General features: G+C 62.7%; 20 protein-coding genes. 16 read left to right on the top strand and 4 right to left on the bottom strand.

Translation table 11 applies throughout. The features are described 5' to 3' along the window. Nucleotides 1-138: 138 nt before the first annotated feature. Nucleotides 139-1,269 (bottom strand): type III PLP-dependent enzyme, encoded by a 1,131-nt coding sequence (locus KF794_12980; GenBank protein QYK44666.1) that lies wholly within the window; start codon nt 1,267-1,269, stop codon nt 139-141. Nucleotides 1,270-1,800: 531 nt separating this feature from the next. Then, entirely contained in the window at nt 1,801-2,052 is a 252-nt protein-coding gene (locus tag KF794_12975) for a hypothetical protein (protein QYK44665.1), read from the bottom strand. 147 nt (nt 2,053-2,199) lie between these two features. Between KF794_12975 and KF794_12970 the strand changes: the two genes are divergently transcribed. The 13 genes from KF794_12970 (at nt 2,200) to KF794_12910 (ending at nt 19,223) form a co-directional block, all read left to right on the top strand. Beyond that, the gene (locus KF794_12970) at nt 2,200-3,789 is read left to right on the top strand and encodes a gamma-glutamyltransferase (protein QYK44664.1); all 1,590 of its coding nucleotides are present in this window, start codon (nt 2,200-2,202) and stop codon (nt 3,787-3,789) included. Between the two features lie 54 nt (nt 3,790-3,843). Then, nucleotides 3,844-4,419: a L,D-transpeptidase gene (locus KF794_12965; GenBank protein QYK44663.1), complete on the top strand. Its 576-nt coding sequence runs from the start codon at nt 3,844-3,846 to the stop codon at nt 4,417-4,419. Nucleotides 4,420-4,494: 75 nt separating this feature from the next. Then, a complete protein-coding gene (locus tag KF794_12960; GenBank protein QYK44662.1) occupies nt 4,495-5,136 on the top strand; it encodes a DUF1007 family protein in 642 nt (213 codons plus the stop codon). Between the two features lie 64 nt (nt 5,137-5,200). Next, nucleotides 5,201-6,190 carry a nickel transporter gene (locus KF794_12955; GenBank protein ID QYK46705.1) on the top strand — a complete coding sequence of 330 codons (990 nt, stop codon included), beginning with the start codon at nt 5,201-5,203 and terminating at the stop codon, nt 6,188-6,190. A gap of 196 nt (nt 6,191-6,386) precedes the next feature. Further along, nucleotides 6,387-9,872, top strand: coding sequence for an indolepyruvate ferredoxin oxidoreductase family protein (locus tag KF794_12950; protein QYK44661.1), 3,486 nt, complete (start codon nt 6,387-6,389; stop codon nt 9,870-9,872). 14 nt (nt 9,873-9,886) lie between these two features. Then, nucleotides 9,887-10,561: a Crp/Fnr family transcriptional regulator gene (locus KF794_12945; GenBank protein QYK44660.1), complete on the top strand. Its 675-nt coding sequence runs from the start codon at nt 9,887-9,889 to the stop codon at nt 10,559-10,561. Nucleotides 10,562-10,770: 209 nt separating this feature from the next. Next, entirely contained in the window at nt 10,771-12,744 is a 1,974-nt protein-coding gene (locus KF794_12940) for an AMP-binding protein (GenBank protein ID QYK44659.1), read from the top strand. Then, a complete protein-coding gene (locus KF794_12935) occupies nt 12,741-13,541 on the top strand; it encodes an ABC transporter ATP-binding protein (GenBank protein ID QYK44658.1) in 801 nt (266 codons plus the stop codon). Before KF794_12940 ends, KF794_12935 begins: the two co-directional genes overlap by 4 nt. 37 nt (nt 13,542-13,578) lie before the next feature. Continuing rightward, the gene (locus KF794_12930; protein QYK46704.1) at nt 13,579-14,529 is read left to right on the top strand and encodes a branched-chain amino acid ABC transporter permease; all 951 of its coding nucleotides are present in this window, start codon (nt 13,579-13,581) and stop codon (nt 14,527-14,529) included. A 9-nt stretch (nt 14,530-14,538) separates the two neighbouring features. After that, nucleotides 14,539-15,615 carry a branched-chain amino acid ABC transporter permease gene (locus tag KF794_12925; protein ID QYK44657.1) on the top strand — a complete coding sequence of 359 codons (1,077 nt, stop codon included), beginning with the start codon at nt 14,539-14,541 and terminating at the stop codon, nt 15,613-15,615. A 142-nt stretch (nt 15,616-15,757) separates the two neighbouring features. Then, complete coding sequence (locus KF794_12920; GenBank protein ID QYK44656.1) at nt 15,758-17,092, top strand: ABC transporter substrate-binding protein; 1,335 nt, start codon at nt 15,758-15,760, stop codon at nt 17,090-17,092. A 65-nt stretch (nt 17,093-17,157) separates the two neighbouring features. Then, a complete protein-coding gene (locus KF794_12915) occupies nt 17,158-17,988 on the top strand; it encodes an ABC transporter ATP-binding protein (GenBank protein QYK44655.1) in 831 nt (276 codons plus the stop codon). 8 nt (nt 17,989-17,996) lie between these two features. Continuing rightward, nucleotides 17,997-19,223 carry an AMP-binding protein gene (locus KF794_12910; GenBank protein QYK44654.1) on the top strand — a complete coding sequence of 409 codons (1,227 nt, stop codon included), beginning with the start codon at nt 17,997-17,999 and terminating at the stop codon, nt 19,221-19,223. Here KF794_12910 and KF794_12905 read toward each other — a convergent pair. Next, nucleotides 19,220-20,755: a bifunctional metallophosphatase/5'-nucleotidase gene (locus KF794_12905; protein ID QYK46703.1), complete on the bottom strand. Its 1,536-nt coding sequence runs from the start codon at nt 20,753-20,755 to the stop codon at nt 19,220-19,222. The genes KF794_12910 and KF794_12905 overlap by 4 nt on opposite strands. A gap of 79 nt (nt 20,756-20,834) precedes the next feature. On the opposite strand from KF794_12905, the gene hemH reads away from it, so the two are divergent. The 3 genes from hemH to KF794_12890 all read left to right on the top strand — a co-directional run bounded on the left by hemH (nt 20,835) and on the right by KF794_12890 (nt 23,402). Beyond that, on the top strand, nt 20,835-21,890 hold the full coding sequence (hemH, locus tag KF794_12900) for a ferrochelatase (protein ID QYK44653.1): 1,056 nt from the start codon (nt 20,835-20,837) through the stop codon (nt 21,888-21,890). Between the two features lie 90 nt (nt 21,891-21,980). After that, a complete protein-coding gene (locus KF794_12895) occupies nt 21,981-22,949 on the top strand; it encodes an SPFH/Band 7/PHB domain protein (GenBank protein QYK44652.1) in 969 nt (322 codons plus the stop codon). Between the two features lie 12 nt (nt 22,950-22,961). Continuing rightward, nucleotides 22,962-23,402 (top strand): NfeD family protein, encoded by a 441-nt coding sequence (locus KF794_12890; protein ID QYK44651.1) that lies wholly within the window; start codon nt 22,962-22,964, stop codon nt 23,400-23,402. Nucleotides 23,403-23,405: 3 nt separating this feature from the next. Here the strand turns inward: KF794_12890 and KF794_12885 are convergent, their stop codons facing one another. Next, a complete protein-coding gene (locus KF794_12885; protein QYK44650.1) occupies nt 23,406-24,428 on the bottom strand; it encodes a KpsF/GutQ family sugar-phosphate isomerase in 1,023 nt (340 codons plus the stop codon). Nucleotides 24,429-24,587 lie beyond the last annotated feature (159 nt).

The following is a 24,587-nucleotide window of genomic DNA, read 5'->3' as shown; positions in this document are numbered from 1 at the left end:
CGGCGCTGACGAATCCGCGCCGGTATTTTGGTCGGGAACTTTCCACAGCCTGTGAAGCACGAGCCATGCTCTGCCCAAAACGATCCGGGGCCCGCTTTCGCGAGCCCCGGAGGTACTTCTTAGCGGTTTAGGCGAAGATCAGATGACGTAGGACTTCAGCGGCGGGAAGCCGTTGAAGGCGACCGACGAATACGTCGTCGTGTACGCACCGCACGCCTCGATCAGTACCTTGTCGCCGATCTCGAGCGAGAGCGGCAGCAGGTACGGCGTCTTCTCGTAGAGCACGTCCGCCGAGTCGCAGGTCGGGCCGGCGATGACGCAAGGCGCCATCGTGTCCGCGTCCTTCTCGGTGCGGATCGGGTAGCGGATCGCCTCTTCCATCGTCTCGGCGAGACCGCCGAACTTGCCGATGTCGAGGTACACCCAGCGCACCGCGTCGGTGTCCGACTTCTTCGAAATCAGGACGACCTCGGCTTCGATCAGGCCGGCATTGCCGACCATGCCGCGGCCCGGCTCGATGATGGTTTCCGGAATGCGGTTGCCGAAATGCTTGCGCAGCGCGCGGAAGATCGCCTGGCCGTATTCCTGAACCTTCGGCACGTCGCGCAGGTACTGCGCCGGGAAGCCGCCGCCCAGGTTGACCATGGACAGGTTGATGCCGCGCTCGGCCATGTCGCGGAAGATCGCGCCCGAGGTCTTCAGTGCGCGGTCCCACGCTTTGATGTTGTTCTGCTGCGAACCGACATGGAACGAGATGCCGTGCGCGACGAGGCCCAGACGATGGGCGTGCTCAAGCACCCGCGGCGCCATTTCGGGCGCGCAGCCGAATTTGCGCGACAGCGGCCACTCGGCGCCGGAGCCGTCGCAGAGGATGCGGCAGAACACCTTCGAGCCGGGCGCGACGCGGGCGATCTTCTCGACCTCGGCTTCGCTGTCCACGGCGAAGAGACGCACGCCGAGCTTGTAGGCGGCGGCGATGTCCTTCTCTTTCTTGATGGTGTTGCCGAAGGAGATGCGCTCGGCGGTCGCGCCGGCCTGCATGACCAGGTCGATCTCGCCCATCGACGCGGTGTCGAAGCACGAGCCGAGGTCGGCCAGCAATTTCAGGATCTCCGGGGCAGGGTTCGCCTTCACCGCGTAGAAGACACGGGTGTCCGGCAACGCCTTGGCGAAGGCATTGTAGTTCTCGCGCACGACGTCGATGTCCACGACGAGGCGGGGTCCGTCCTCGCGGTTGCGTCGGAGAAACTGGCGGATGCGGTCGGTCATTTCGGTGTCCCCTTCCAGAAGACATTCGTTAACGACTGGACAGCGTGCTTCCCGCGGTGTCTTCGCGCTGGATGCGCGACTACGCCACGAGCGGCTTGCTGCCCGCTCGAACACCCGGCTGAGCCGGTAGTAGCGCCGTTGATTGGAAGGGGTTTCCCCATCCGCACGTCAGGCAAGGAGGTAGTGCCTCTTCGGTTTTTCGTGGCCACCTTCGGGGCGCCGCGAGAGACCAAAAAAGCCCTTACGTCGTTGCTTTAAGTCGCGTCCCTCGCGGAGAGCGGGGTTCGCCGGTTCCCTCCGGCTACTGGTTTGCCCGACGTCTTTCCGGCCTCTTGTCCGGGTTCTCCGTCAACCAGCACACGACCACAGGCACGTGCGAAATTGGGCAACTGCGCAAATAAGAGAAATGGACTTTCGATGCAATAGAGAATCTTCGCGCGTGCGCAGTTTTTTCGCGCGCGAAGTCGTGCTCGGCGTCGCCGGGAGTCGTTCGTAAACGCGCGTTAAGAGTCGGAAGCGCGAGCGGCGCGCTCAGCGCTCGATGATCGGCTCGATGCGAGCCGCGTTGCGCACGAAGTACCAGGTGAAGACCAGCGCGCTAAGGCCGAACAGAGCCATCAGTGTGTACTCGATGGTCGTGCCAAGGCCGAAAAGTGTCGCGAGCGCCCAGCCCGTGGCGATGCCGATGCCGATCACCTCGACGCCGATCAGGATCGCGGCGCTGATGATGGTGATGAGGTTGGCCCAGTTGAACTTGCCGGGCTTGTTCACGGCGTCGGTCATCGTCTTGCGTCCTCGGAATGCGGCGTTGGCGTGGCGGCGGGTAGTAGTTCCACCATAAGTCCTTAAGATGGCGGGCAATCTGGCGGCAAAGACCGTGCAAAGCAAGCGCGGCCGCGCCTCCTACGCCTCGTCCAATCCGGAGCTGAAATGACCGAACTACGCGCTGAAGGCCACCGTGGCGTCGTCGCCGCGCCCCATACTCTCGCTGCCGAAGCGGGCCGCGACGTGCTCGCCGAGGGTGGCAACGCCATCGAGGCGGCGCTCGCCGCCGCGAGCGCCATCGTCTCGGCCTATCCCCACATGAACCACATCGGCGGCGACGGTTTCTGGCTCATCCGGGAGCCGTCCGGCCTCGTCCGCTACATCGAGGCGTGCGGTTTCGCCGGAGCCAACGCGACCATCGCGCGCTACCGCGCCGCCGGGCACGACATGGTGCCGGAACGCGGGCCGCTCGCCGCGTGTACCGTGCCGGGCGCGATCGGCGGCTGGATGCTGGCGCTGGAAGCTGCGAAGCAGGCGGGCGGCAAGATGCCATTGAAGCGGCTCCTGGAGCGCGCCATCGCCATCGCCCGCGAGGGCTACCCGGTGTCGTCGTCGCTGGCGTGGCGCTTCCTGCAAGACCGCACGCTCGCCATCGCCGCTCCGGGCTTCTCGGAGACCTTCACGCCGGGCGGGAAGGCGCAGCCGAAGGGCGCGCGGCTGAACTCAGGCAAGCTGCCGGACACGTTCGAGCAGCTCGGCCGCGCCGGGCTGGACGATTTCTACCGCGGCGACATCGGCCGCGAGATCGCGGCCGACCTTGAGGCCATCGGCTCGCCGGTGACGCGCGAGGATCTCCAGAAATATCGGGCGGAACTGCGCGAGCCGTTGTCGCTGCGCGTGCGCGACGCGACCGTGTTCGGTTGCCAGCCGCCGACGCCGGGCCTCCCGACCCTGATGATCCTCGGTCTCTACGAGCGGCTCGGCGCGCCGAAGGCGGAGACCTTCGAGTACGTCCACGCGCTGGTGGAAGCGACCAAGCGGGCGTTCAGGGTGCGCGACAAGGTTTCGACCGCCTTCGAGAAGCTGACCGACAACCCGGCCGACTGGCTGACCGACGAGGCGCTCCAGCGCGAAGCGGCGGCGGTGAAGAAAGACCGCGCCGCGCCGTGGCCGATGCCGGCCGGCGAGGGCGACACCATCTGGCTGGGTGCTGCGGATTCCAACGGCTATGTCGTCTCTTATATCCAGTCGATCTTCTGGGAATTCGGCTCCGGCTGCGTGCTGCCGAAAACCGGCGTGCTGATGCAGAACCGTGGTGCCAGCTTCTCGCTCGATCCGAAGGCGAAGAATCCGCTGGAGCCGGGCCGCAAGCCGCTCCACACGCTGACCCCGATGATGGCGAACTTCGACGACGGCCGCGCGCTGGGCTTCGGCACCATGGGCGGCGACGGCCAGCCGCAGACCATCGGCGCGATCTTCTCGCGCTTCGCCTTCAACGGCGTGCCGCTCGCGGAGGCCATCGACCGGCCGCGCTGGATCCTCGGCAAGACGTGGGGTTCCAAGATCATGAACCTTCGCCTTGAATCGCGCTTCGCCCCGGAAGTCGTGGAACGGTTAATGAAGGCCGGGCACGACGTGGCGGTGCTGGAGGACTATTCCGAGTACCTCGGCCATGCCGGAGGGGTGCTGTTCGACGGCAAGAAGGTCGAAGGGGCGCACGATCCCCGCTCGGACGGTGGCGCGGCGGCCACATAACTCCCGATTCATCACGGGATTGTAGGTTGGCCCGTTGCCGGGGCCGGTTACTCTATGATTCAGTGTCCGGACGGGGACAGATCGAAGGCTGGGAATATGCTGCGCTGGGTTTTCGGGGCTATCGCCCTCTCTCTTCTTGTTACCGCCGCGCCCGCGGAGGCTCGCACCAAGCAGGTCGCGCTGCCGAAATCGCAGGCCACGGGTCCGGTCGAGGGCGAACTCGACGGCGACTATCCGATGGGCGCCATCGTCATCAAGACCAGCGAGCGCAAGCTCTACTACTCGCTCGGCAACGGCCGCGCGCTGATCTACCGCATCGCGACCGGCAAGGTCGGTTTCGGCTGGACCGGGCAGAGCTGGGTCAGCATGAAGACCAAAAATCCCGGCTGGTACCCGACCGCGCGCATGCGTGCCGCCGGCGCGCCGCGTTATGTCGGTCCCGGTCCGAGCAATCCGCTCGGCGTGCGCGCGATCTATCTCGGCTGGAGCGAATACCGCATCCACGGCACCAACGCGCCGGGTTCGATCGGATCGGCGTCGTCCAGCGGATGTTTCCGCATGCTGAACGCGGACGTCACCGACCTGTTCGAGCGGGTCGCGGTCGGCGCGCCGGTTTACGTGATTCAATAGCCAGCGAGCGCTGACGCGCCGCCTTTTCGCCCGACTTCACGCGCCTTGTCCGGTGCGAACGAACGCGAGGCCGGAATGGCTCTGAGACGCTTTCTTTACGCCGCCTTGATTGCCGCTGCGCTCGGCATGGCCGCTGCGCCTGCGTCCGCGCATCCGCATTTGCAGGTGACGTCGCAGAGCGAACTGATCTTCGCGCCCGACGGCACGCTCAAGGCCATTCGCCACACCTGGACGTTCGACGAGGTGTTCTCCGAGTTTGCGACGCAGGGCCTCGACACCAACAAGGACGGCGTATTCTCGCGCGAGGAACTGGCGGAGCTTGCCAAGGTGAACATGGAGTCGCTGAAAGAGTTCGGCTACTTCACCTTCCCCAAAGTGGGCGAGGCCGACCTCACGCTCGGCGAGCCGGTCGACTACTACATGGAATACAAGGACAAGCTGCTCACCGTGCGCTTCACGCTGCCGGTGAAGGCGGTGAAGGGAAAGGGCGACCTCTCGCTCGGTATCTACGATCCAACCTACTTCATCGCGTTTGCGCTTGCCGAGAACGACCCCGCGAAGCTGACCGGCGCGGCCAGCAACTGCACGACCGAGATCAAGCGCCCCGACACGAATCCTGCGCAGGCGCCGCTATCGGAATCGTTCTTCAATCAGCTGAACTCCGCGAGCCAGTTCGGCGCGCAGTTCGCGAACCGCATCACCGTGAAGTGCCGGTAGGCCGCCCTTGAATCCTGTGCGTCATCACTGGAAGGCGGCCTGTGCGTTGGCGTTGCTGGCGTTGTTGTGTGCCGCGGGGCTTTCGGATGTGCTCGCGCAATCCGCGTTCGGACCGCCGCGCGCGGCCCCGCCGTCGGCGAGCGGTTTCTTCGGCTGGATCTTCGCGCAGCAGGCGGCGTTCTATCAGCAACTCACCAGCGCCATTAAAGCGGCGAAGGCCGACGGCTCGGCGGCGTGGGGGCTGATCACGATTTCCTTTCTCTACGGCATCTTCCATGCCGCCGGCCCGGGTCACGGCAAAGCGGTGATCGCTTCTTACATGCTGGCGGACAACGCGACGTGGAAACGTGGCGCGCTGCTCGCCGCCGTTTCCGCCTTCGTGCAGGCGACCGTCGCGGTGGTGTTCGTCGGGATCGCGGTGCTGGTCCTCGGCACCACGGCGCGGCGTATGAGTCAGGCCGCGACGGTGATCGAGATCGTCGCCTATTCGCTGATCGTGCTGCTGGGGCTTTATCTACTCTGGAAAAAGGGTTCGGCATTCGTGGCCGCGTGGCGGGGTGAAGGCGGCCATGACCATGGGCATCATCATGGTCATGCGCACGATCACGGTCATGCCCACGCTCATGCACATGATCATCATCATCACGATCACTCCCACGATCACGCGCATCACGACCATTCCCACGGGCCGGAGCCGAAGGAACTGGAAGGCAAGGACTGGTTCCGGCGCGGGATGATTGCGGCCGTCGCCGCGGGCCTGCGTCCGTGTTCCGGCGCGATCCTCGTTCTGGTGTTCGCGCTGGCGCAGGGGATTTTCCTGATCGGCGTCGCCGCGACCTTCGCGATGGGTGCTGGTGTCGCCATCACGGTCACGGCGATTGCGCTGCTCGCGGTGTTTGGCAAGGGGATTGCAGTCCACCTTGCCGGGGCGATGGGCGGTCGCGGCGAACTGATGCTGCGCGCCATCGAGGTGTTCGGGGCGCTGATCGTGATTGCGCTCGGACTGCTGCTCCTGTTCGGCTTCCTCGCCTACGAGCGCCTGCTGCCGTTCTGATGCCTCTTGCGAGTGCCTCCTTCTGCTGCGTTGCGCCAAGTTGCGAGCAGCGCATGTTGGCGGCAATTTCGTTGCAGCCCCTGCATGGATAACGAAATTGCGCGGGGTCTGGCGCTATGCGAGCCTTGGACTACTTAAAAAGTAGGGTTCGCACCCGAATCAGCCCCGTTTGACCGCCGGGAGGCGGTTCCCGCGCATGGCGAAGAACCAGAACGTCTCGCTCGACGACAAATACGACCTCTCGAAACCGCTGGTTTTCCTCTCCGGCACGCAGGCCATCGTGCGGTTGACGCTCATGCAGAAAGAGCGCGACCGCCTCGGCGGCAAGAACACCGCCGGTTATGTCACCGGCTATCGCGGCTCGCCGCTTGGCGGCCTCGACCAGCAATTCATGCGCGCGAAGCGTACGCTTGAAAAAAGCGACGTGAAGTTTCAGGCGGGTCTGAACGAAGACCTCGCCGCCACCGCGCTCTGGGGTTCGCAGCAGGCCGAGCTTACCGGCGAAGGCAAGTTCGATGGCGTGTTCGGCATCTGGTACGGCAAGGGTCCGGGCGTGGACCGCACCGGCGACGCCTTCCGCCACGCGAACTTCGCGGGCACGTCGAAGAACGGCGGCGTGCTCGCGCTGATGGGCGACGACCACACCTGCGAATCTTCCACCACCGCGCACCAGTCGGAATTCCATTTCGTCGACGTGATGATTCCGATTTTGAATCCGGCGGGCGTGCAGGAGCTGATCGACTACGGCCTGCATGGCTTCGCGATGTCGCGCTTCTGCGGCACCTGGGTCGGCATCAAGTGCGTGAAGGAAACGATCGAGTCGACCGCCGTGGTCGATGTCTCGCCCGACCGCGTGAAGATCAATATCCCCGATTTCAAGATGCCGCCGGGCGGCCTCAACATCCGCCGCATCGACGGCGCGTTGGCGCAGGAAGCGCGGCTGCACGAGAACAAGCGCGAGGCGATGCTCGCTTACATTCGCGCGAACGGCATCAACAAGATCATCATGTCCGGCGGTCCGAATGCGAAGATCGGCATTGTCACGACCGGCAAAAGCTATCTCGACGTGCGTCTCGCGCTCGACGAACTCGGCATCGACGAGGTGAAGGCCAACGAACTCGGCATCCGCCTGTTCAAGATCGGCTGTCCGTGGCCGATGGATCCGGGCGAACTGAAAGATTTCGCCAAAGGCCTCGACCTCATCATCGTGGTCGAGGAAAAGCGCTCGCTGCTCGAAGTGCAGGTGCGCGAGGAACTCTACGGCACAGCGAACCAGCCGGTTGTTGTGGGAAAAAAGAACGAGCAGGGCGAGTGGCTGTTCCCGGCGAAGGGTGCGCTCGATCCGAACGACATCGCAATCGCCATCGGCGAGCGCATTCTGCGCCGCGCGCACAACGATGCGATGGCGGAAAACGTCAGCCGTCTGAAGCAGGCACAGGAAGCGCTTTCGCAGACGAATGACGTTGCGACCCGCACGCCGTATTTCTGCTCCGGCTGTCCGCACAACACGTCGACCGTGGTGCCGGAAGGCATGCGCGCCTATGCGGGCATCGGCTGTCATACGATGGCGATCTGGATGAACCGCAACACCATGGGCTTCACGCACATGGGCGCGGAAGGCGCGAACTGGGTCGGCGAAGCGCCGTTCTCGAAGCGCAACCACGTTTTCCAGAATCTCGGCGACGGCACTTACAACCACTCCGGCATTCTCGCGATCCGCGCAGCCATCGCGTCGGGCGTGAACATCACCTACAAAATCCTGTTCAACGATGCGGTCGCGATGACCGGCGGCCAGCGCCACGAAGGCGGGCTGACGGTGGATGCGATTGCACGCCAGGTCGCGGCCGAAGGCGTCACCAAGCTTGTGCTGGTGACCGACGAGCCGCACAAGTATCCGCGCAGCATCGAATTCCCGAATGGAATGACGATCCATCACCGCGACGAACTGGATAAAATCCAGCGCATGCTCGCGGAGACGCCGGGCACGACCGCGATGATCTACGACCAGACCTGCGCGGCCGAGAAACGCCGCCGCAGGAAGCGTGGCGAATTCCCCGATCCCGACAAGCGCGTCATCATCAACGAACTGGTCTGCGAAGGCTGCGGCGACTGCGGCGTGCAGTCGAACTGCGTTTCGGTGCAGCCGGTGGAAACCGAATGGGGCCGCAAGCGCACCATCGACCAGACCAGTTGCAATAAAGACTTCTCCTGCGTGAAGGGCTTCTGCCCTTCGTTCGTCACCGTCTCCGGTGCGAAGCTGAAGAAAGCCGCCGGCGTCGCGGGCGCGATGGGAACGCAGACCGCGCTGCCCGAACCGAAACTGCCGGAAGTGAACGGCACCTTCGGCGTCATCATCACCGGCATTGGCGGCACCGGCATCGTGACGATCGCGCAGGTGCTCGGCACTGCCGCGCATATCGAAGGCAAGGCCGCCGGCATCATCGACATGGCGGGCCTCGCGCAGAAGGGTGGGGCGGTTGCCTCGCACCTTCGTCTCGCGCATCACCCCGACGACATCTATGCGATCCGCGTGCCCGCGCGCGGCGCGCATTTGATCCTTGGTGGCGACATCGTCACCGTCGGCTCGAAGAAAGTGCTGTCCTCGATGCGTTCGGGTGAGACGACCGTGGTCGTCAACACGCATGAAACGCTGCCGGGCGACTTCACCCGCAACGCCGACTTCTCGCTGCCGACCGAGCGTCTGAAGCGCGAAATCGCGAAAGCCGCAGACGCCGACCATGCGCATTTCGTCGATGCGACAAAACTCTCCGCCGCGCTGTTTGGCTCGTCGGTGACGCAGAACATGTTTCTTGTGGGCTACGCTTGGCAGCTCGGCGGCCTGCCGATCGGCCATGACGCGATCATGCGCGCGATCGAACTGAACGGCGAATCCGTCGAGATGAACAAGCAGGCGTTCGAATGGGGCCGCCGCGCTGCGGTCGACCCGCAGTCGGTCGCCAACCTTGCGAAGCCGGCGGAGGTTTCGACCGATGCGCGCCATCTTTCGGAGACGCTCGATGAAGTGATCGCGCGCCGCGAGAAGGTTCTCACCGCGTACCAGAACACGGCTTATGCCAAGCGCTACCGCGATCTCGTCGAGCAGACGCGCAATGCGGAAGCGAAAGCGATGCCGGGGCAAACCGCACTGACCGATGCGGTCGCGCGCTATCTGTTCAAGCTGATGGCGTACAAGGACGAATATGAAGTCGCGCGGCTTTATACGGACGGCGCTTTTGCCGAGCAGTTGAAGGCCAGCTTCGATGGCGACCTCAAGATGAAGGTCCACCTCGCGCCGCCGCTGCTGTCGCGCATCGACCCCAATTCGGGCCGCCCGCGCAAAATCGAGTTCGGCGGCTGGATGTTCAAGGCGTTCGGCGTACTGGCGAAGTTCAAGTTTCTGCGCGGTACGGCGTTCGACATCTTCGGCTATTCCGAAGAGCGCAAGACCGAGCGCAAACTGGTCGATGACTATCGCGCGCTTGTCGGACAACTCAACAACACGCTGAACGCCAGCAATCATGCGGTTGCCGTTGCGCTCGCGGCGTTGCCGGAGAAAATCCGCGGCTTCGGTCCGGTCAAGGCAGCCAGCCTCGTGAAGACAGAAGCGGAAAAGAAAGCGCTGCTGGCTCGCTACGAGGCCGCTACCGCGAAGGTTGCGCCTGTTCAGGCGGCGGCGGAGTAGTTTATTCTTCTCCTATGATTACGGCCGAACGTCTCCGCGAGATCGCTTTCTGGTCCGCGGAGCTGTCCGAGGAAGAGATCGAGCGCGCACGCCGCGGCGTCAGCGAAAAGTCTTTCGCGAAGGGTGCGTATATCTGTCACAAGGGCGACCGCATGGAGGCGTGGACCGGGGTGATCTCCGGTCTGGTCCGGCTCGGCACGGTTTCGCAGAAGGGCAAGGCCATCACGCTGGCGGGGATGCGGGCCGGCATCTGGTTCGGCGAAGGTTCGGTCCTGAAGAACGAGCCGCGCCAGTACGATCTGGTCGCGCTGCGGGAAGTGCGCCTTGCCATGATGAACATGGGCACGTTCTTCTGGCTGTTCGAGCACAGCGCCGGCTTCAATCGTTTTCTGGTGCGGCAATTCAACGAGCGGATTGGGCAATTCATCGCGCTGGTCGAGTTCGACCGCTCGCTGGATGCGACCGCCCGCGTCGCGCGCAACATCGCGTGGCTTTGCAATCCCGTACTTGTACCGAAGGCGGATAATCAGCTCGACATTACGCAGGAAGAAATCGGCCTGATTTCCGGGGTTTCGCGGCAGGCCGCGAACGGCGCGTTGCAAGCGCTGGAACAAAAGAAACTGCTGCGGGTCGGGCACGGCGGGATCACCGTTCTCAACCTCGATAAACTAAGCCGTTATGAAGATTAGATACGAAGAATAAACGCGCGCGTTTTTGCGGTGCAATATTTCACCTGACGCGGCACACATAACCAATCTCCTCCCTGTTTGTCTGTCAAGCGCAGCATTGTTCTGCGACGATTTTCGTCCACTCTGCTACGCTGAAATCGCATGGTGTGGCTCGATCCGCACCGGAAACAGGCGCGGTCAACGCGCCGGCGGTATTGGGAGTGAGAGATATGGCGCAATACACCGCGTCGAACGCCGATACGTTTCCGAAGTTTCTGCTGGTCAACGCCGAACTGCGCGGATCGCGTCCTGCCATTCGCGAAAAGGATTTCGGCATCTGGCAAACCTGGACCTGGGCGCAGGTCAAGGAAGAAGTGAAGGCGCTTGCGCTTGGCCTGAAAGAACTTGGCGTCGAACGCGGCGATAAAGTTGCCATCGTCGGCTCCAACAAACCGCGGCTTTACTGGTCGATGTGCGCCGCGCAGTCGATCGGCGCGATCCCGGTCCCGGTCTATCAGGATGCGGTCGCCGAAGAGATGACGTACGTGCTGCAGCACGCGGGCGCCAAGGTCGCGGTGGTCGAGAATCAGGAACAGGTCGACAAGGTGCTCTCGATTTCCGACCGCCTGCCGTCGATCTCGCATGTGATCTACGACGAGCCGCGCGGGCTTCGCGACTACGACCACACGCGCCTGAAATGGATCAACGAAGTTCAGGAAATCGGCCGCAAGGCGACGGCCACGAAATATTCCGGCGATGCCTGGGAAAAGATGATCGCGGAGGGCAAAGGCTCTGACATCGCGGTCATTCTTTATACGTCAGGCACGACCGGCAATCCGAAGGGTGTGATGCTGACCTACGACTCGGTCGTGGTCAGTTCCCGCAACGCCAATACCTTCGACAATCTGACCGAGAAAGAGGAAGTCATCGCTTATCTGCCGATGGCATGGGTGGGCGACCACATCTTCTCCTACGCGCAGTCGTATGTTGCGGGCTACACGGTGAATTGCCCCGAAAGCCCGGAAACGATCATCGAAGACCGCCGCGAGATCGGCACCAGCTACGCTTTCGCACCGCCGCGTGTGTACGAGAACCTGCTCACGCTCACCATGGTGCGCATGGAAGACGCGGGACGTTTCAAACGCGGGATGTTCCATTACTTCCTCAATCACGCACGCAAGTGGGGCGAGAAGATTCTCAACGGCGAAAGTGTGCCGCTCGGCGCGCGCCTGAAATACTGGCTCGGTGAAATTCTCGTCTACGGGCCGATGAAGAACCGTTACGGCTTCACCAACGTGCGCGTGGCGTATACGGCGGGCGAAGCGATCGGCCCGGAGATTTTCCGCTACTACCGCTCGCTCGGCGTGAACCTGAAGCAGCTTTACGGCCAGACCGAAGCGTCGGTGTACATCACCGCGCAGCCGGACGGCGAAATCTATGCCGATACGGTCGGCAAGCCGTCGCCGGATGTCGAAATCAAGATCGAGGATAACGGCGAAGTGTTGTTCCGTTCGCCGGGCGTGTTCGTCGGATATTACAAGGATCCTGAAAAGACAGCGGAAGCGAAAACGCCCGACGGATGGGTCAAGAGCGGCGACGCCGGGTTCTTCGATCCGAAGACCGGCCACCTGAAGATCATCGACCGCGCGAAAGACGTCGGCCGCCTTAACGACGGTACGCTGTTCGCGCCGAAATACATCGAGAACAAACTCAAGTTCTATCCGAACATCAAGGAAGCGGTCGCATTCGGCGACAAGCGCGATTACGTCACGGTCATGCTGAACATCGACCTCGTTTCGGTGGGTTCGTGGGCCGAGCGCAACAACGTGATTTACGGCTCGTATCAGGAACTGGCCGCGCATCCGCGCGTGTACGAAATGGTCCGCGAGCATGTCGACGAAGTGAACAAGTCGCTCTCGGAAGAAGGCCCGATGGCCGGCGCGCAGATCAAGCGCTTCCTGATTCTTCACAAGGAGCTTGATGCCGACGACGGCGAATTGACCCGCACGCAGAAGGTCCGCCGCGGCTTCATCGCCGAGCGCTACGGTCCGCTTGCGGAAGGCCTCTATAACGGCGCGACCGAAGTGCCGATCACGACCGAACTCACCTTCGAGGACGGGCGCAAGGGCAACATTTCCGCGCGCGTGAAGATCGAAGACATGAAAACCCATGCGCCCGCGGCGCCAATGGATAAAGCGGCATGAGAGCGCCCGATAAAAACGCCATTCAGGCCGGGCAGACGCTGCTTTCGGTCGAGAACGTGTCGCTGTCTTTCGGCGGCGTGAAGGCGATCCGGAACGTGTCGTTCGACATCAAGAAGGGCGAGATTCGCGCGATCATCGGCCCGAACGGTGCCGGCAAGACGTCGATGCTGAACGTCATCAACGGCTTCTATCATCCGCAGGAAGGGCAGATCACCTTCAAGGGCGAGAAGCGCAGGAAGATGCGCCCGCACGATGCCGCGACCGGCGGCATCGCGCGCACGTTCCAGAACGTCGCGCTGTTCAAGTCCATGACCACGCTCGACAACATCATGGCCGGCCGCTCGCTCAAGATGTACAGCAATTTCTTCTGGCAGCTTCTGCGCTTCGGCCCGGCCGAGAAGGAAGAGATCGAGCACCGCCGCTATGTCGAGGAAATCATCGACTTCCTCGAAATCCAGCATATCCGCCGCGTGCCGGTCGGCCGGCTGCCTTACGGTTTGCAGAAGCGCGTCGAACTGGGGCGCGCGCTTGCGATGGAGCCGGAACTCCTGCTGCTCGACGAGCCGATGGCCGGTATGAACCTCGAAGAGAAAGAGGACATGTGCCGCTACATCATCGACGTCAACAATCACTTCGGCACCACGATCGCGTTGATCGAGCATGACATGGGCGTGGTGATGGACCTCGCCAATCGCGTGGTCGTACTCGACTACGGCCAGAAGATTGCCGACGGCACGCCGGACGAAGTGAAGGCCAATCAGGCCGTGATCGACGCCTATCTCGGCGTCGCGCATTGATCGGATAGAGAAGATGCTGTGCGTTAAACCCTACAACATGGCCTGCAAGATCTTCGTGGTCCCGTTCATGGAGATGTGGGACCTGCCCGACATCTTCCTGCAAACGCTGTGGGAGGGGCTTGTCGGCGGCACGCTGTACGCGCTGATCGCACTCGGCTTTGTTCTCGTGTTCAAGGCCTCCGGCGTCTTCAATTTCGCGCAGGGCATCATGGTGGTGTTCGCGGCGCTTTCGCTCGTCGGGCTGCATGCAATCGGGGTGCCTGCGTTCCTAGCGCTCGCGCTCGCGGCGCTCATCATGCTGGTGCTGGCGATTTCGGTTGAGCGCGTGGTGCTGCGGCCGCTGGTGAACCAGCCCGATATCATCCTGTTTATGGCGACGTTCGGGCTGACCTATTTCCTGATCGGTTTCGGCGAACTGATCTTCGGCGGCGACCCGAAGGTGATGATCACGAAGCAGCTCTATATCCCGACCGGAACGCTCTCCATTCCGTTCGCGGGCGGCAGCATCGAACTGCAAAAGCTCGACATCACGGCGATGATCGTGGCGAGCACGATGGTCGCGGTGCTCGCGGTCTTCTTCTCGAAGACGCGTATCGGGCGCGCGCTGCGGGCGGTCGCCGACAGCCACAAGGCCGCGCTTTCGGTCGGCATCTCGCTGAACCAGATCTGGGTGATCGTGTGGTTCGCCGCCGGACTGGTCGCGCTCGTAACCGGCATTATGTGGGGCGCGCGTTCGGAAGTTTCGTTCGCGCTGGAAATCGTCGCGCTGAAGGCGCTGCCCGTCCTCATTCTCGGCGGCTTCACGTCGATCCCCGGCGCCATCGTCGGCGGCCTCATCATCGGGGTCGGCGAGAAGGTCGGCGAAATCTATTGGGGTCCGCTGTTCGGCCGCGGCATCGAAAGCTGGCTCGCTTACATGATCGCGCTCGTATTCCTGCTGTTCAGGCCGCAGGGCCTGTTCGGCGAAAAGATCATCGAGCGCGTGTAGGGGTTCGAAATGTTTTACCGCGAAGCCGGGCAATTCAAGACCGATTACTCGAAAGACATGGCCGTGTTTCCGATCCGGCAGGACCGGATTGGCATCCTGTTCATCCTGATCGTCGCGTTCGTGGTGATCCCGTATTTTGGCAGCAACTTCACGCTGCACGCGATCATGATTCCGTTCCTGATTTTCGCGCTCGCGACAATCGGATTGAACATTCTGACCGGATACACGGGCCTGCTTTCGCTCGGCACCGGCGGCTTCATGGGAGTCGGCGCTTACGCATGCTACAAGCTCGCGACCAGTTTTCCTGAAGTTCACATCCTGGTCTGGGTGATCTGTTCCGGCTTCTTTTCGGCGGCGGTCGGAATCCTGTTCGGCCTGCCTTCGCTGCGCATCAAGGGCTTCTATCTCGCGGTGGCGACGCTGGCTTCGCAGTTCTTCCTGTCGTGGTGCTTCATCCGCATCCCGTGGCTGGTGAACTACAATGTCTCGAACGCGATTGAGGTGCCGCGCCGCACGCTGTTCGGAATCCATGTCACCGGCCCGGAAGCGACACCGCAGGCACGCTATTTCGTGGTGCTGGTTATCGTCGTGGCGATGACGTGGCTGGCCTCGAATCTCGTGCGCGGGCGCATCGGGCGGATGTGGATGGCGGTGCGCGACATGGACATCGCCGCCGAACTCATGGGCATCCGTCTGCTCCGCGCCAAGTTGCTCGCGTTCGCGGTGTCGTCGTTCTATTGCGGCGTTGCCGGCGCGCTTCTCGTATTTCTTTACTACGGTAGTGCGGAAGCGACGGCGTTCTCGATCAACCAGAGCTTCGCCGTGCTTTCGATGGTGATCATCGGCGGACTGGGCAGCCTGGTCGGTTCGTTCATGGGCGCGGCGCTGATCTTCACGCTGCCGCTACTGCTGCCGCAACTCTTCTCCGCGATCGGTTTGCCGATTCAGTCGGCCACCGGCGAACACATTTCCTTCATGGTGATCGGCGCGCTGATCGTTTTCTTTCTGATCGTCGAACCGCACGGACTGGCGCGGCTCTGGCAAATCGCAAAACAGAAACTGAGGGTATGGCCATATCCGTACTAAAGGGTGCAGACTGTTTCCAATTCCCACGGGCGGAACGCGCCATGTTCCGGTTCTCGTGGAAATATTCCGGTTCCTTCGGAGCTGGATCAGCAAGACCGGACGCGAGCTTTCACGCCCGGACCAACGTCAAGGGAGGATAACAATGCGAATGAAAGGACTTCTGGTCGGTGCGGTGCTCGCCGCGACGGCGGTAACGCCCGCCCTCGTGTCGAACGCAGCGGCGCAGGACTCGATTTACGTGCCGCTGTTCACGTATCGCACCGGCCCGTTCGCGGGTTCGGGCATTCCGATTGCGAACGGCATGGCCGATTACCTGAACATGCTGAACGAGCGCGACGGCGGTATCGGCGGCGTTCGCCTCAGCATCGAAGAATGCGAAACCGGCTACAACACCGAGAAGGGCGTGGCCTGCTACGAATCCACCAAGCCCAAGAAGCCGGTCATTAATAACCCGTGGTCGACGGGCATCACGCTGCAGGTCATTCCGCGGGCGTCGGTCGACAAGATTCCTGTGCTCTCGATGGCGTACGGCCTTTCGGCAGCGGCGGTCGGTCAGCAGTTTCCGTGGGTGTTCAATCCGCCCGCGACCTACTGGGACGGCCTGTCGATGATTCTGAAGTACATCGCCGACAAGGAAGGCGGCTTGGACAAGCTGAAGGGCAAGACCATCGGCTACATCTTCTTCGACGGCGGTTATGGCCGCGAGCCGATCCCGCTGCTCGAGCAGTTCGCCAAGAAGTATGGCTTCGAAGTGAAGATGTATCCGGTGCCGCCGGCGGAAATGCAGAACCAGTCCGGTCAGTGGCTGAACGTCCGCAAGGACAAGCCGGACTGGATGGTGATGTGGGGCTGGGGTGCGATGAACCCGACCGCCGTCAAGGAAGCTGCGCGCATCAAGTACCCGATGGACAAGTTCATCGGCGTATGGTGGTCGGGCGGCGAAGACGACGCACGTCCCACCGGCGCCGATGCCAAGGGCTACACCACGCTCAACTTCACCGCGGTCGGCGCGAACTATCCGGCGATGCAGGACATCATCAAGCACGTCGTCCTGAAGGGTAAGAGCCAGGCGCAGCAGGATAAGGTCGGCGAGGCCCACTACAACAAGGGCGTCTACAACTCGGTGCTGATCGCGGAAGCGATCCGCAACGCGCAGAAGATCACCGGCAAGAAAGTCGTGACGGGCGAAGATGTTCGCCGCGGTCTCGAAACGCTGACCATCACGCAGGCCCGCTGGAAAGAACTGGGTCTCGAAGGCTTCGGCGCTCCGATCACCGGCATCAGCTGCACCGACCACAACGGTCACCAGGCTGCGTACATGCAGCAGTGGGACGGCACCAAGTGGGTGAAGATCTCCGACTGGATCTCGCCGCTCAAGGAAGAAGTCCGTCCGCTGCTCGAAGCGGCTGCGAACGACTACGTGAAGAAGAACGAAGGCTGGCCGAAGCGCACCGAAGGTTGCGACAAGCCGTCCTGATCCACGCTAACGATCCCCGCCCTTCGCGAACGAAGGGCGGGGATTTCTTCCTCCAGGGTTTCATCATGTCCGCGACCGCTCCGGCCACCGAAACGGATAACATCCTCTCGATCAATAATATCGAGGTGATCTACGATCACGTCATTCTGGTTTTGAAGGGCGTGTCGTTGAACGTGCCGAAGAAGGGCATCGTCGCCATTCTCGGTGCGAACGGCGCGGGCAAAACCACGACATTGAAGGCGATCTCGAACCTGCTCCATGCCGAGCGCGGCGAAGTGAGCAAGGGTTCGATCGTGTTCGACAACAACCAGATCCACGACCTGTCGCCGAACGAACTCGTGCGCAAGGGTTGCATTCAGGTGATGGAAGGCCGGCATTGCTTCGGCCATCTCACCATCGAGGAAAATCTGCTGACCGGCGCATTCACGCGCACCGACGGGCGCGCCGCCATCAAGCAGGACATGGAGCGCGTCTACGAATATTTCCCACGGCTTCGCGAGCGCAAGAATTCGATGGCCGGTTACACTTCCGGCGGCGAGCAGCAGATGTGCGCGATCGGACGCGCGCTGATGAGCCGCCCCAAGATGATCCTGCTCGACGAGCCGTCGATGGGTCTCGCACCGCAGATCGTCGAGGAAATCTTCGACATCGTGAAGGACCTCAACGACAAGGAAGGCGTGACCTTCCTGCTCGCCGAGCAGAACACCAACATGGCGCTGAAATACGCGCAGTACGGCTACATTCTAGAGAACGGCCGTATCGTGCTCGACGGCGACGCGGCGTCCTTGCGCGACAACGAGGACGTGAAGGAATTCTACCTCGGCGTTTCCGGAGCGGGCCGCAAGTCGTTCCGCGACGTGAAGCACTACAAGCGCCGCAAGCGCTGGCTGGCGTGAGTTCTTCCGTGTCCGGACATTACGACAAGCTAGAGACCCGCTCCGCCGATGAGCGTGAGAACGCGCTGATGCAACGGCTGCCGGCGCTGGTTGCTGCCGCGCTGAAAGCGCCGGGCTGGCGCGAGCACCTGAAGGGCATCGACGCGGCGGACGTGAACTCGCGGGAGGCGCTGGCGAAGCTCCCTGTGCTGCGCAAATCCGCGTTGCCCGCGATGCAGAAAGCGTCGCCGCCGTTTGCAGGCTTCGTCCCCGATCCCGTGGCGTCGTTCGGAAGGTTGTTCACTTCGCCGGGTCCGATCTTCGAGCCGGAAGGCACGGAGAAAGATTCGTGGCGTGCGGCGCGCTCGCTGTTTGCGGCGGGGTTTCGTCCCGGGGACATCGTGCTGAATACGTTTTCGTATCACATGACGCCGGGCGGGTTTATTCTCGACTCGGCAGCGCGTTCCCTCGGCTGTCCGGTTATTCCCGCGGGTCCGGGTCAGACCGAGATGCAGCTCGAGATGATCGCGCATCTGCAACCCGCCGGTTATACCGGTACGCCCGACTTCCTGAAAATTCTGCTGGATGCCGCGAAGACGGCGGGCCGCGACGTTTCCTGCATAAAGAAAGCGCTGGTCTCCGGCGCAGCGTTTCCACCGTCGCTGCAGGCGGAGGTGAAGTCGCGCGGTGTCGATGCGTATCAAACTTTCGCTACGGCCGATCTCGGTGTGATCGCTTATGAATCTTCTGCGCGCGAGGGGCTGATCGTCAACGAAGACGTGCTGGTCGAAATCGTGCGGCCGGGCACCGGCGATCCTGTCGCGGAAGGCGAAGTGGGCGAGATAGTCGTTACCTCTTTCAACGAGCATCATCCCTGGCTTCGCCTCGCGACCGGCGATCTCTCCGCCGTCATGAAGGGCGCTTCGCCCTGCGGGCGCACGAACGCGCGCATCAAGGGATGGATGGGCCGGGCCGATCAGACCGCCAAGGTAAAAGGGATGTTTATCCGTCCCGAACAGATCGCGGAACTGTCGAAGCAGTACCCCTCGCTGCAAAAGCTCCGTCTCGTCGTCACGCGCGAGAACGAACAGGATGCGATGACCCTGAAGGCAGAAAGCGCGAACGGCGGAGCGGATCTTTCGGAGAAAGTCGCGGCGGCGTTGCAGGCGGTGACGAAATTGAAGGGCCGCGTCGAGATCGTCGCGGTCGGTTCTTTGCCGAACGACGGCAAGGTCATTTCCGACGAGCGCGCCTAAAGCGGCGTCAGCCTGCCGTCGGTTTTCACGCGCACGGTGCCGAGCGAGCGAATATACGCGATCACTTCGTTGGCGAGCAGCGGCGCATCGGCGTCGGGCGTGATGCGTTTCGCTTCGCGCAGCATCGCGTAGCCGTCGCCGCCGCGTGCAAGGAAGTCGAGGATGGCGACGCGATAAATCTTTTCCGGGTCGAGCGCGCTGCCCGCGACCTCCATGGAGACGATGCGTTCGCCGAATTTCCGCTTCGGATCGAAGGTCACGCGTATTCCCGAAACCTGCGGGAAGCGGCCCGCGGCGACCGGCAGTTGCGAAAGGCCATTCTCGATGGCGCGGCGAAGTTCGGCGCCCTTAATCTCGATGACGACGACGCGGTTGTTGAAGGGCAGCTCCTTCAGCACGTCGAGTCGCGTGATGACCGAATTGGCCTCGTAGACTTTGCCCGCGCGGATGCCGCCGCCGTTGATGATCGCGGCGTCGGCCTTCATCGAAATCCGCATGGCGTCGGAGAACAGATTGCCGATGGCTGCCTCGCGGGTGCGCACCGTGGCGTTGCGGCTATCCAGCTCCACTTCGGTTTTCGCAATCGGAACCAGCGCTTCGCGGGTGAAATCGGCATCGAAGCGCGCGACCGCGGCTGCCACATTGGCGTCCGGCGTCACGTCGGCGGTGTCGATGGCGCGGAATTGCGGACGCCATGCAGTGACGCGGCGGCCTTCGATTTCGCGAACCGTAATATCGACGTCGATGGCGGTGACGTAATGCGCGTCGTAGCTCGACTCCACGATGCCGACATCGCCGTCATAGTTGATGAAGAGGTCGTGGGTGTGGCCCGTGAGCAGAAGATCAGCGCTGCGCGAGAACTGCAGCAGCAACGCATCGCCCCGATCACAGTGCAGCACCTCGACCACGAAGTCCGCGCCCAGTTTGCGCAACAGTTCCGCCTGCGCTTTCGCCGTTTCGATGGTCGGAAGAAATTTCAGGTCCTCGGGCGAGGAAAGCTTTGCGGAGTGCTCGTAGGCGATACCGGCAATGCCGACCTTGACGCCATCGAGTTCGAGCATGATGTTGTCGCGGTGTCCTGGCACGGGATTGCCGTCGGCAAGGCGCATGTTCGCGCCGTAAAGCGGAAACTTCGCCTCGCGCATCCGTTCGAAGAACGTCTCCTTGCCGAAGTCGAACTCGTGATTGCCGGCGACGAAAACATCCGGCGCGACCATGTTGGTCAGCGCGACGATATGCTTGCCGCGGTCAAAGCCCGACATCACGGACGGAGAAAGCGTGTCGCCGCCGTGCGCGAGAACCACGTTCTTATGCTTCGCGCGTTCCGCCTTCACCACGGTTGCGAGCCGCGCGAAACCACCCCGCACGCGCCCGTCCGGCATGGCCTGTTCGTTCATCAGATAAATATCGTTGACCAGCACGAAAGTGACGCGCGTGGCCTGCGTGCGCGGCTGCGCTTTCGCGGGCCGAAAGGATTTCAGCAGCGCCAGCGCGGCGGCGAAAGAGGCGAGAAAGAAGCGGCGGGTGATCATGATGTGCGGCTTTGCGCCTCCTCTAGCATGTGTGCAGCGCGCGCCGCCACGGGTATATTCGCGCACCACGAGGTCAGCCATGAACGACGCGACCATCCCTTCGGTATTGCGCGGCGCCGGATTGCCGCCGGACCATCCCGCGCTGCGCGGCCGGCAGATCGGCGTGCTGCTGGTCAACCTCGGCACGCCCGATGCGACCGATTACTGGTCCATGCGCCGATACCTCAAAGAGTTTCTGTCGGACCGCCGCGTGATCGAGGCGCCGCGCGCGTTGTGGTGGTTCGTGCTGAACGTCATCATCCTTTCGCGCCGCCCGCAGGCAAAGGGGCGCGACTACGACAAGATCTGGAACAAGGAAAAAGACGAAGGCCCGTTGAAGACGATCACGCGCGCGCAGGCGGAGAAGGTCGCGGCGTATTTCTCCGGGGCGGATAACCTTCATGTCGATTGGGCGATGCGCTACGGAAATCCGTCGATTGCATCGCGCCTGAAGCATCTGCAGGAGCAGGGCTGCGACCGCATCCTCGTCGTGCCGCTCTATCCACAATACGCGGCGGCGACGACCGCGACGGTCGCCGACAAGACGTTCGACGCGCTGAAAGAGATGCGCTGGCAGCCTGCGGTTCGTATCGCGCCGCCGTGGCATGACGATCCGGTCTATATCGAGGCGGTCGCGGAAGCGATGCAGGCCGAAATCGCGAAGCTCGCGTGGAAGCCGGATACGATCATCGCGTCGTTCCACGGCGTGCCGCTCGAATATCTGCTCAAGGGCGACCCTTATTATTGCCAGTGCGTGAAGACCGCACGGCTGTTGCGCGAGCATCTGGGAATGAGCGAGGAAAAACTGCGGCTCACCTTCCAGTCGCGCTTCGGGCGCGCGGAATGGCTCCAGCCCTATACCGACAAGACCGTGGAGGCGCTGGCCAAGGCCGGCGTGAAGAACCTTGCGGTGGTGACGCCGGGCTTCGTCGCGGATTGTCTCGAAACCATCGAGGAAATCGGCATGGAGAATGCGCATATCTTCCGGGAGCATGGCGGCGAGAATTTTGCGGCCATTCCATGCCTGAACGATTCGGAGGCGGGGATCAGGGTTCTGCGTCACGTCGTCGAGCGCGAGTTGTCCGGCTGGCGCTGACGGAATTGTGAAAACCGCCGCCTCTTGCGAGTGCGGCGCGCGCAAGCCATCCTTGGAGAAATCGGCGGAATCTCGCGCGGGAGGCGCTCCATGGAAGGCTTTAGTATTTTCGTCATCGTCGTACTGGTGATTGCCATTGCGACGGTATTTGCGGGCGTCAAGACGGTGCCGCAAGGCTATCACTATACGGTCGAGCGCTTCCGCCGTTACACGACTACGCTGACCTCCGGCCTCAACTTCATCGTCCCGTTCATCGACCGTATCGGCTCCAAGGTGAACATGATGGAGCAGGTGCTCGACGTGCCGACGCAGGAAGTCATCACCAAGGACAACGCGACCGTGGCGGTCGACGGCGTTGCCTTCTTCCAGGTGTTCGACGCCGCGCGCGCGAGCTACGAAATCACCAACCTGAACCGCGCGATCCAGAACCTCATCATGACGAATATCCGTACCGTGATGGGTTCGATGGATCTCGACATGCTGCTGTCGCATCGCGACGAGATCAACGACCGCCTGCTCAAAGTGGTCGATGCCGCGTCGTCGGTCTGGGGCGTGAAGATCACGCGCGTCGAGATCAAGGACATCGTGCCGCCGGCCGATCTGGTCGCGGCGATGGGTCGCCAGATGAAAGCCGAGCGCGACAAGCGCGCGGTGGTACTGGAAGCCGAGGGCCAGCGGCAGTCGGAAATCCTTCGCGCCGAGGGCGAAAAGCAGTCGCAGATCCTCGAAGCCGAAGGCCGCCGCGAAGCCGCATTCCGCGACGCCGAGGCGCGCGAGCGTCTCGCAGAAGCCGACGCGAAGGCCACTCAGGTTCTTTCAAGCGCCATTTCCAGCGGCCAGCCCGCCGCGCTGAATTACTACATCGCCGAAAAATACGTGAAGGCGATGGAGCAGTTTGCCATGTCGCCGAACCAGAAGGTGTTCATGCTGCCTTATGAAGCGACCGCGATTCTCGGCTCGCTTGGCGGCATCGCCGAGCTGTCGAAGTCGGTGTTCGGCGACAACCGTCCGGGTACGGGCGGCCCCGGCAGTTCGCCGACCGGCCCGCGCCGCACGTAACGGAGCGTTTCGATGAATTTCCTCGCGCAACTTGGCAACTGGAATTGGTTCATCGCCGGCGGCATCCTGCTGGCGCTGGAAGTAATGTTGCCCGGAACGTACATGCTGTGGCTCGGTCTCGCGGCAATCGCCACCGGCGTAATCGGCTGGATCGTGTCGCTGACCTGGCAGGTGCAGATCGTGATCTTCGCGATCCTGTCGGTGGTCTCGGTGCTGCTGGGGCGGCGTTTTTATCCGACCGTGGTGACGGCAACGGACAAGCCGTTTCTGAATCGCCGCGCCGATGCTTTCGTTGGCCGCATCTTCACGCTCGACGAGCCGATCGTATCCGGTTCGGGCCGCGTACGGATCGACGACTCGACATGGCGCGTCACCGGTCCGGACTGTCCCGCAGGCAGCAAGGTGCGCGTGACGCAGGCCGATGGCGCAAGTCTGATCGTCGAGAAGGCGTAAGGCTTACGCGACGCCGATCCGCAGCAGGTCGTGCAGGTGGATCAGGCCGGACGGCTTGCGGTCCTCCACCACGAACAGTGCTGTGATGTTCGACGTGTTGAGATGCTCCAGCACTTCCGCCGCTAACTGATCGGGGCGCGCGGTTTTCGGATTGCGGGTCATCACGCTTTCGACCGTCTTGCCGAGCAGGTCGCTGCTCATGTGGCGGCGCAGGTCGCCGTCGGTGACGATGCCGGCCAGTGCGCCGTTCGCATCGACGATGCCGACGCAGCCGAAGCCTTTCGCCGACATCTCGACAATCGCTTCCGACATCGGCGTGCCGAATTGCACAAGCGGCACGCGCTCGCCGGTATGCATGAGGTCGCGCACGAAGCGCAGGTTCGCGCCGAGCTTGCCGCCCGGATGCAGCGCCTTGAAATCGAGGGCGGTGAAGCCACGGCTTTCCAGCAGCGCGACCGCGAGCGCATCGCCGAGCGCAAGTTGCATCAGCGTCGAAGTCGTCGGCGCAAGTCCGTTCGGGCAGGCTTCCGGCGCGGCGGGCAGCAGCAGCACGATATCCGCCGCGCGCGCGAGCGCGGAGTCCGCGTTCGAGGTAACGGCGAGCAGCGTGACGCTGAAGCGGTTCGCATAATCGACGAGGTCGCGCAGTTCGGCGGTTTCGCCGGACCATGACAGCGCGAGGATCACGTCGTTCTTGTCGGAAATGACGCCGAGGTCGCCGTGGCTCGCTTCGCCGGGATGCACGAAATAGGCGGGCGTGCCCGTGGAGGAAAGTGTCGCCGCGATCTTGCGGCCGACATGGCCGCTCTTGCCCATGCCGGTGACGATGACGCGCCCGTTCTCGCCGCGCGGGCCGGACACGGCGCGGATTCTTTCGACCGCATCCGCGAAGCTCTGTCCCAGCACACCCGCGAAGGCCGCGGACAGCGCGCTCATGCCCTTTGCTTCCGTTTCCAGCGTGCGGAGGGCGGAGGCGGTATGGAGCGAGGCGGGCGTCTGCGCAGGGCTTTTGCCGGGCTTTTGCATTGGAACCTGAGGTTGGAAACGGGCCGATTCCCTAGCACGGGCCGAGGGTTCGAGGCCAATCCGGAGGATCGGACAACGAAGCATTAACCATGCCCGTTTTACCTTCGTTAACCATTCAAGCCATTGCGGGCGTTTGTTTTGCCGGGACCTATCTCGCCG

Source organism: Xanthobacteraceae bacterium (assembly GCA_019454205.1).
Classification (GTDB): Bacteria; Pseudomonadota; Alphaproteobacteria; order Rhizobiales; family Xanthobacteraceae.
Note: the sequence above shows the minus strand (reverse complement) of the source record. Positions and strands in the feature narration are given on the sequence as shown.

Excerpts from the sequence above, each read along its gene's own strand:
- KF794_12980 (QYK44666.1), bottom strand. The coding sequence starts at position 1,269 with ATGACCGACCGCATCCGCCAGTTTCTCCGACGCAACCGCGAGGACGGA.
- KF794_12975 (QYK44665.1), bottom strand. The coding sequence starts at position 2,052 with ATGACCGACGCCGTGAACAAGCCCGGCAAGTTCAACTGGGCCAACCTC.
- KF794_12970 (QYK44664.1), top strand. The coding sequence starts at position 2,200 with ATGACCGAACTACGCGCTGAAGGCCACCGTGGCGTCGTCGCCGCGCCC.
- KF794_12965 (QYK44663.1), top strand. The coding sequence starts at position 3,844 with ATGATTCAGTGTCCGGACGGGGACAGATCGAAGGCTGGGAATATGCTG.
- KF794_12960 (QYK44662.1), top strand. The coding sequence starts at position 4,495 with ATGGCTCTGAGACGCTTTCTTTACGCCGCCTTGATTGCCGCTGCGCTC.
- KF794_12950 (QYK44661.1), top strand. The coding sequence starts at position 6,387 with ATGGCGAAGAACCAGAACGTCTCGCTCGACGACAAATACGACCTCTCG.
- KF794_12945 (QYK44660.1), top strand. The coding sequence starts at position 9,887 with ATGATTACGGCCGAACGTCTCCGCGAGATCGCTTTCTGGTCCGCGGAG.
- KF794_12940 (QYK44659.1), top strand. The coding sequence starts at position 10,771 with ATGGCGCAATACACCGCGTCGAACGCCGATACGTTTCCGAAGTTTCTG.
- KF794_12935 (QYK44658.1), top strand. The coding sequence starts at position 12,741 with ATGAGAGCGCCCGATAAAAACGCCATTCAGGCCGGGCAGACGCTGCTT.
- KF794_12930 (QYK46704.1), top strand. The coding sequence starts at position 13,579 with ATGGCCTGCAAGATCTTCGTGGTCCCGTTCATGGAGATGTGGGACCTG.
- KF794_12925 (QYK44657.1), top strand. The coding sequence starts at position 14,539 with ATGTTTTACCGCGAAGCCGGGCAATTCAAGACCGATTACTCGAAAGAC.
- KF794_12920 (QYK44656.1), top strand. The coding sequence starts at position 15,758 with ATGCGAATGAAAGGACTTCTGGTCGGTGCGGTGCTCGCCGCGACGGCG.
- KF794_12915 (QYK44655.1), top strand. The coding sequence starts at position 17,158 with ATGTCCGCGACCGCTCCGGCCACCGAAACGGATAACATCCTCTCGATC.
- KF794_12905 (QYK46703.1), bottom strand. The coding sequence starts at position 20,755 with ATGATCACCCGCCGCTTCTTTCTCGCCTCTTTCGCCGCCGCGCTGGCG.
- hemH (QYK44653.1), top strand. The coding sequence starts at position 20,835 with ATGAACGACGCGACCATCCCTTCGGTATTGCGCGGCGCCGGATTGCCG.
- KF794_12895 (QYK44652.1), top strand. The coding sequence starts at position 21,981 with ATGGAAGGCTTTAGTATTTTCGTCATCGTCGTACTGGTGATTGCCATT.
- KF794_12890 (QYK44651.1), top strand. The coding sequence starts at position 22,962 with ATGAATTTCCTCGCGCAACTTGGCAACTGGAATTGGTTCATCGCCGGC.
- KF794_12885 (QYK44650.1), bottom strand. The coding sequence starts at position 24,428 with ATGCAAAAGCCCGGCAAAAGCCCTGCGCAGACGCCCGCCTCGCTCCAT.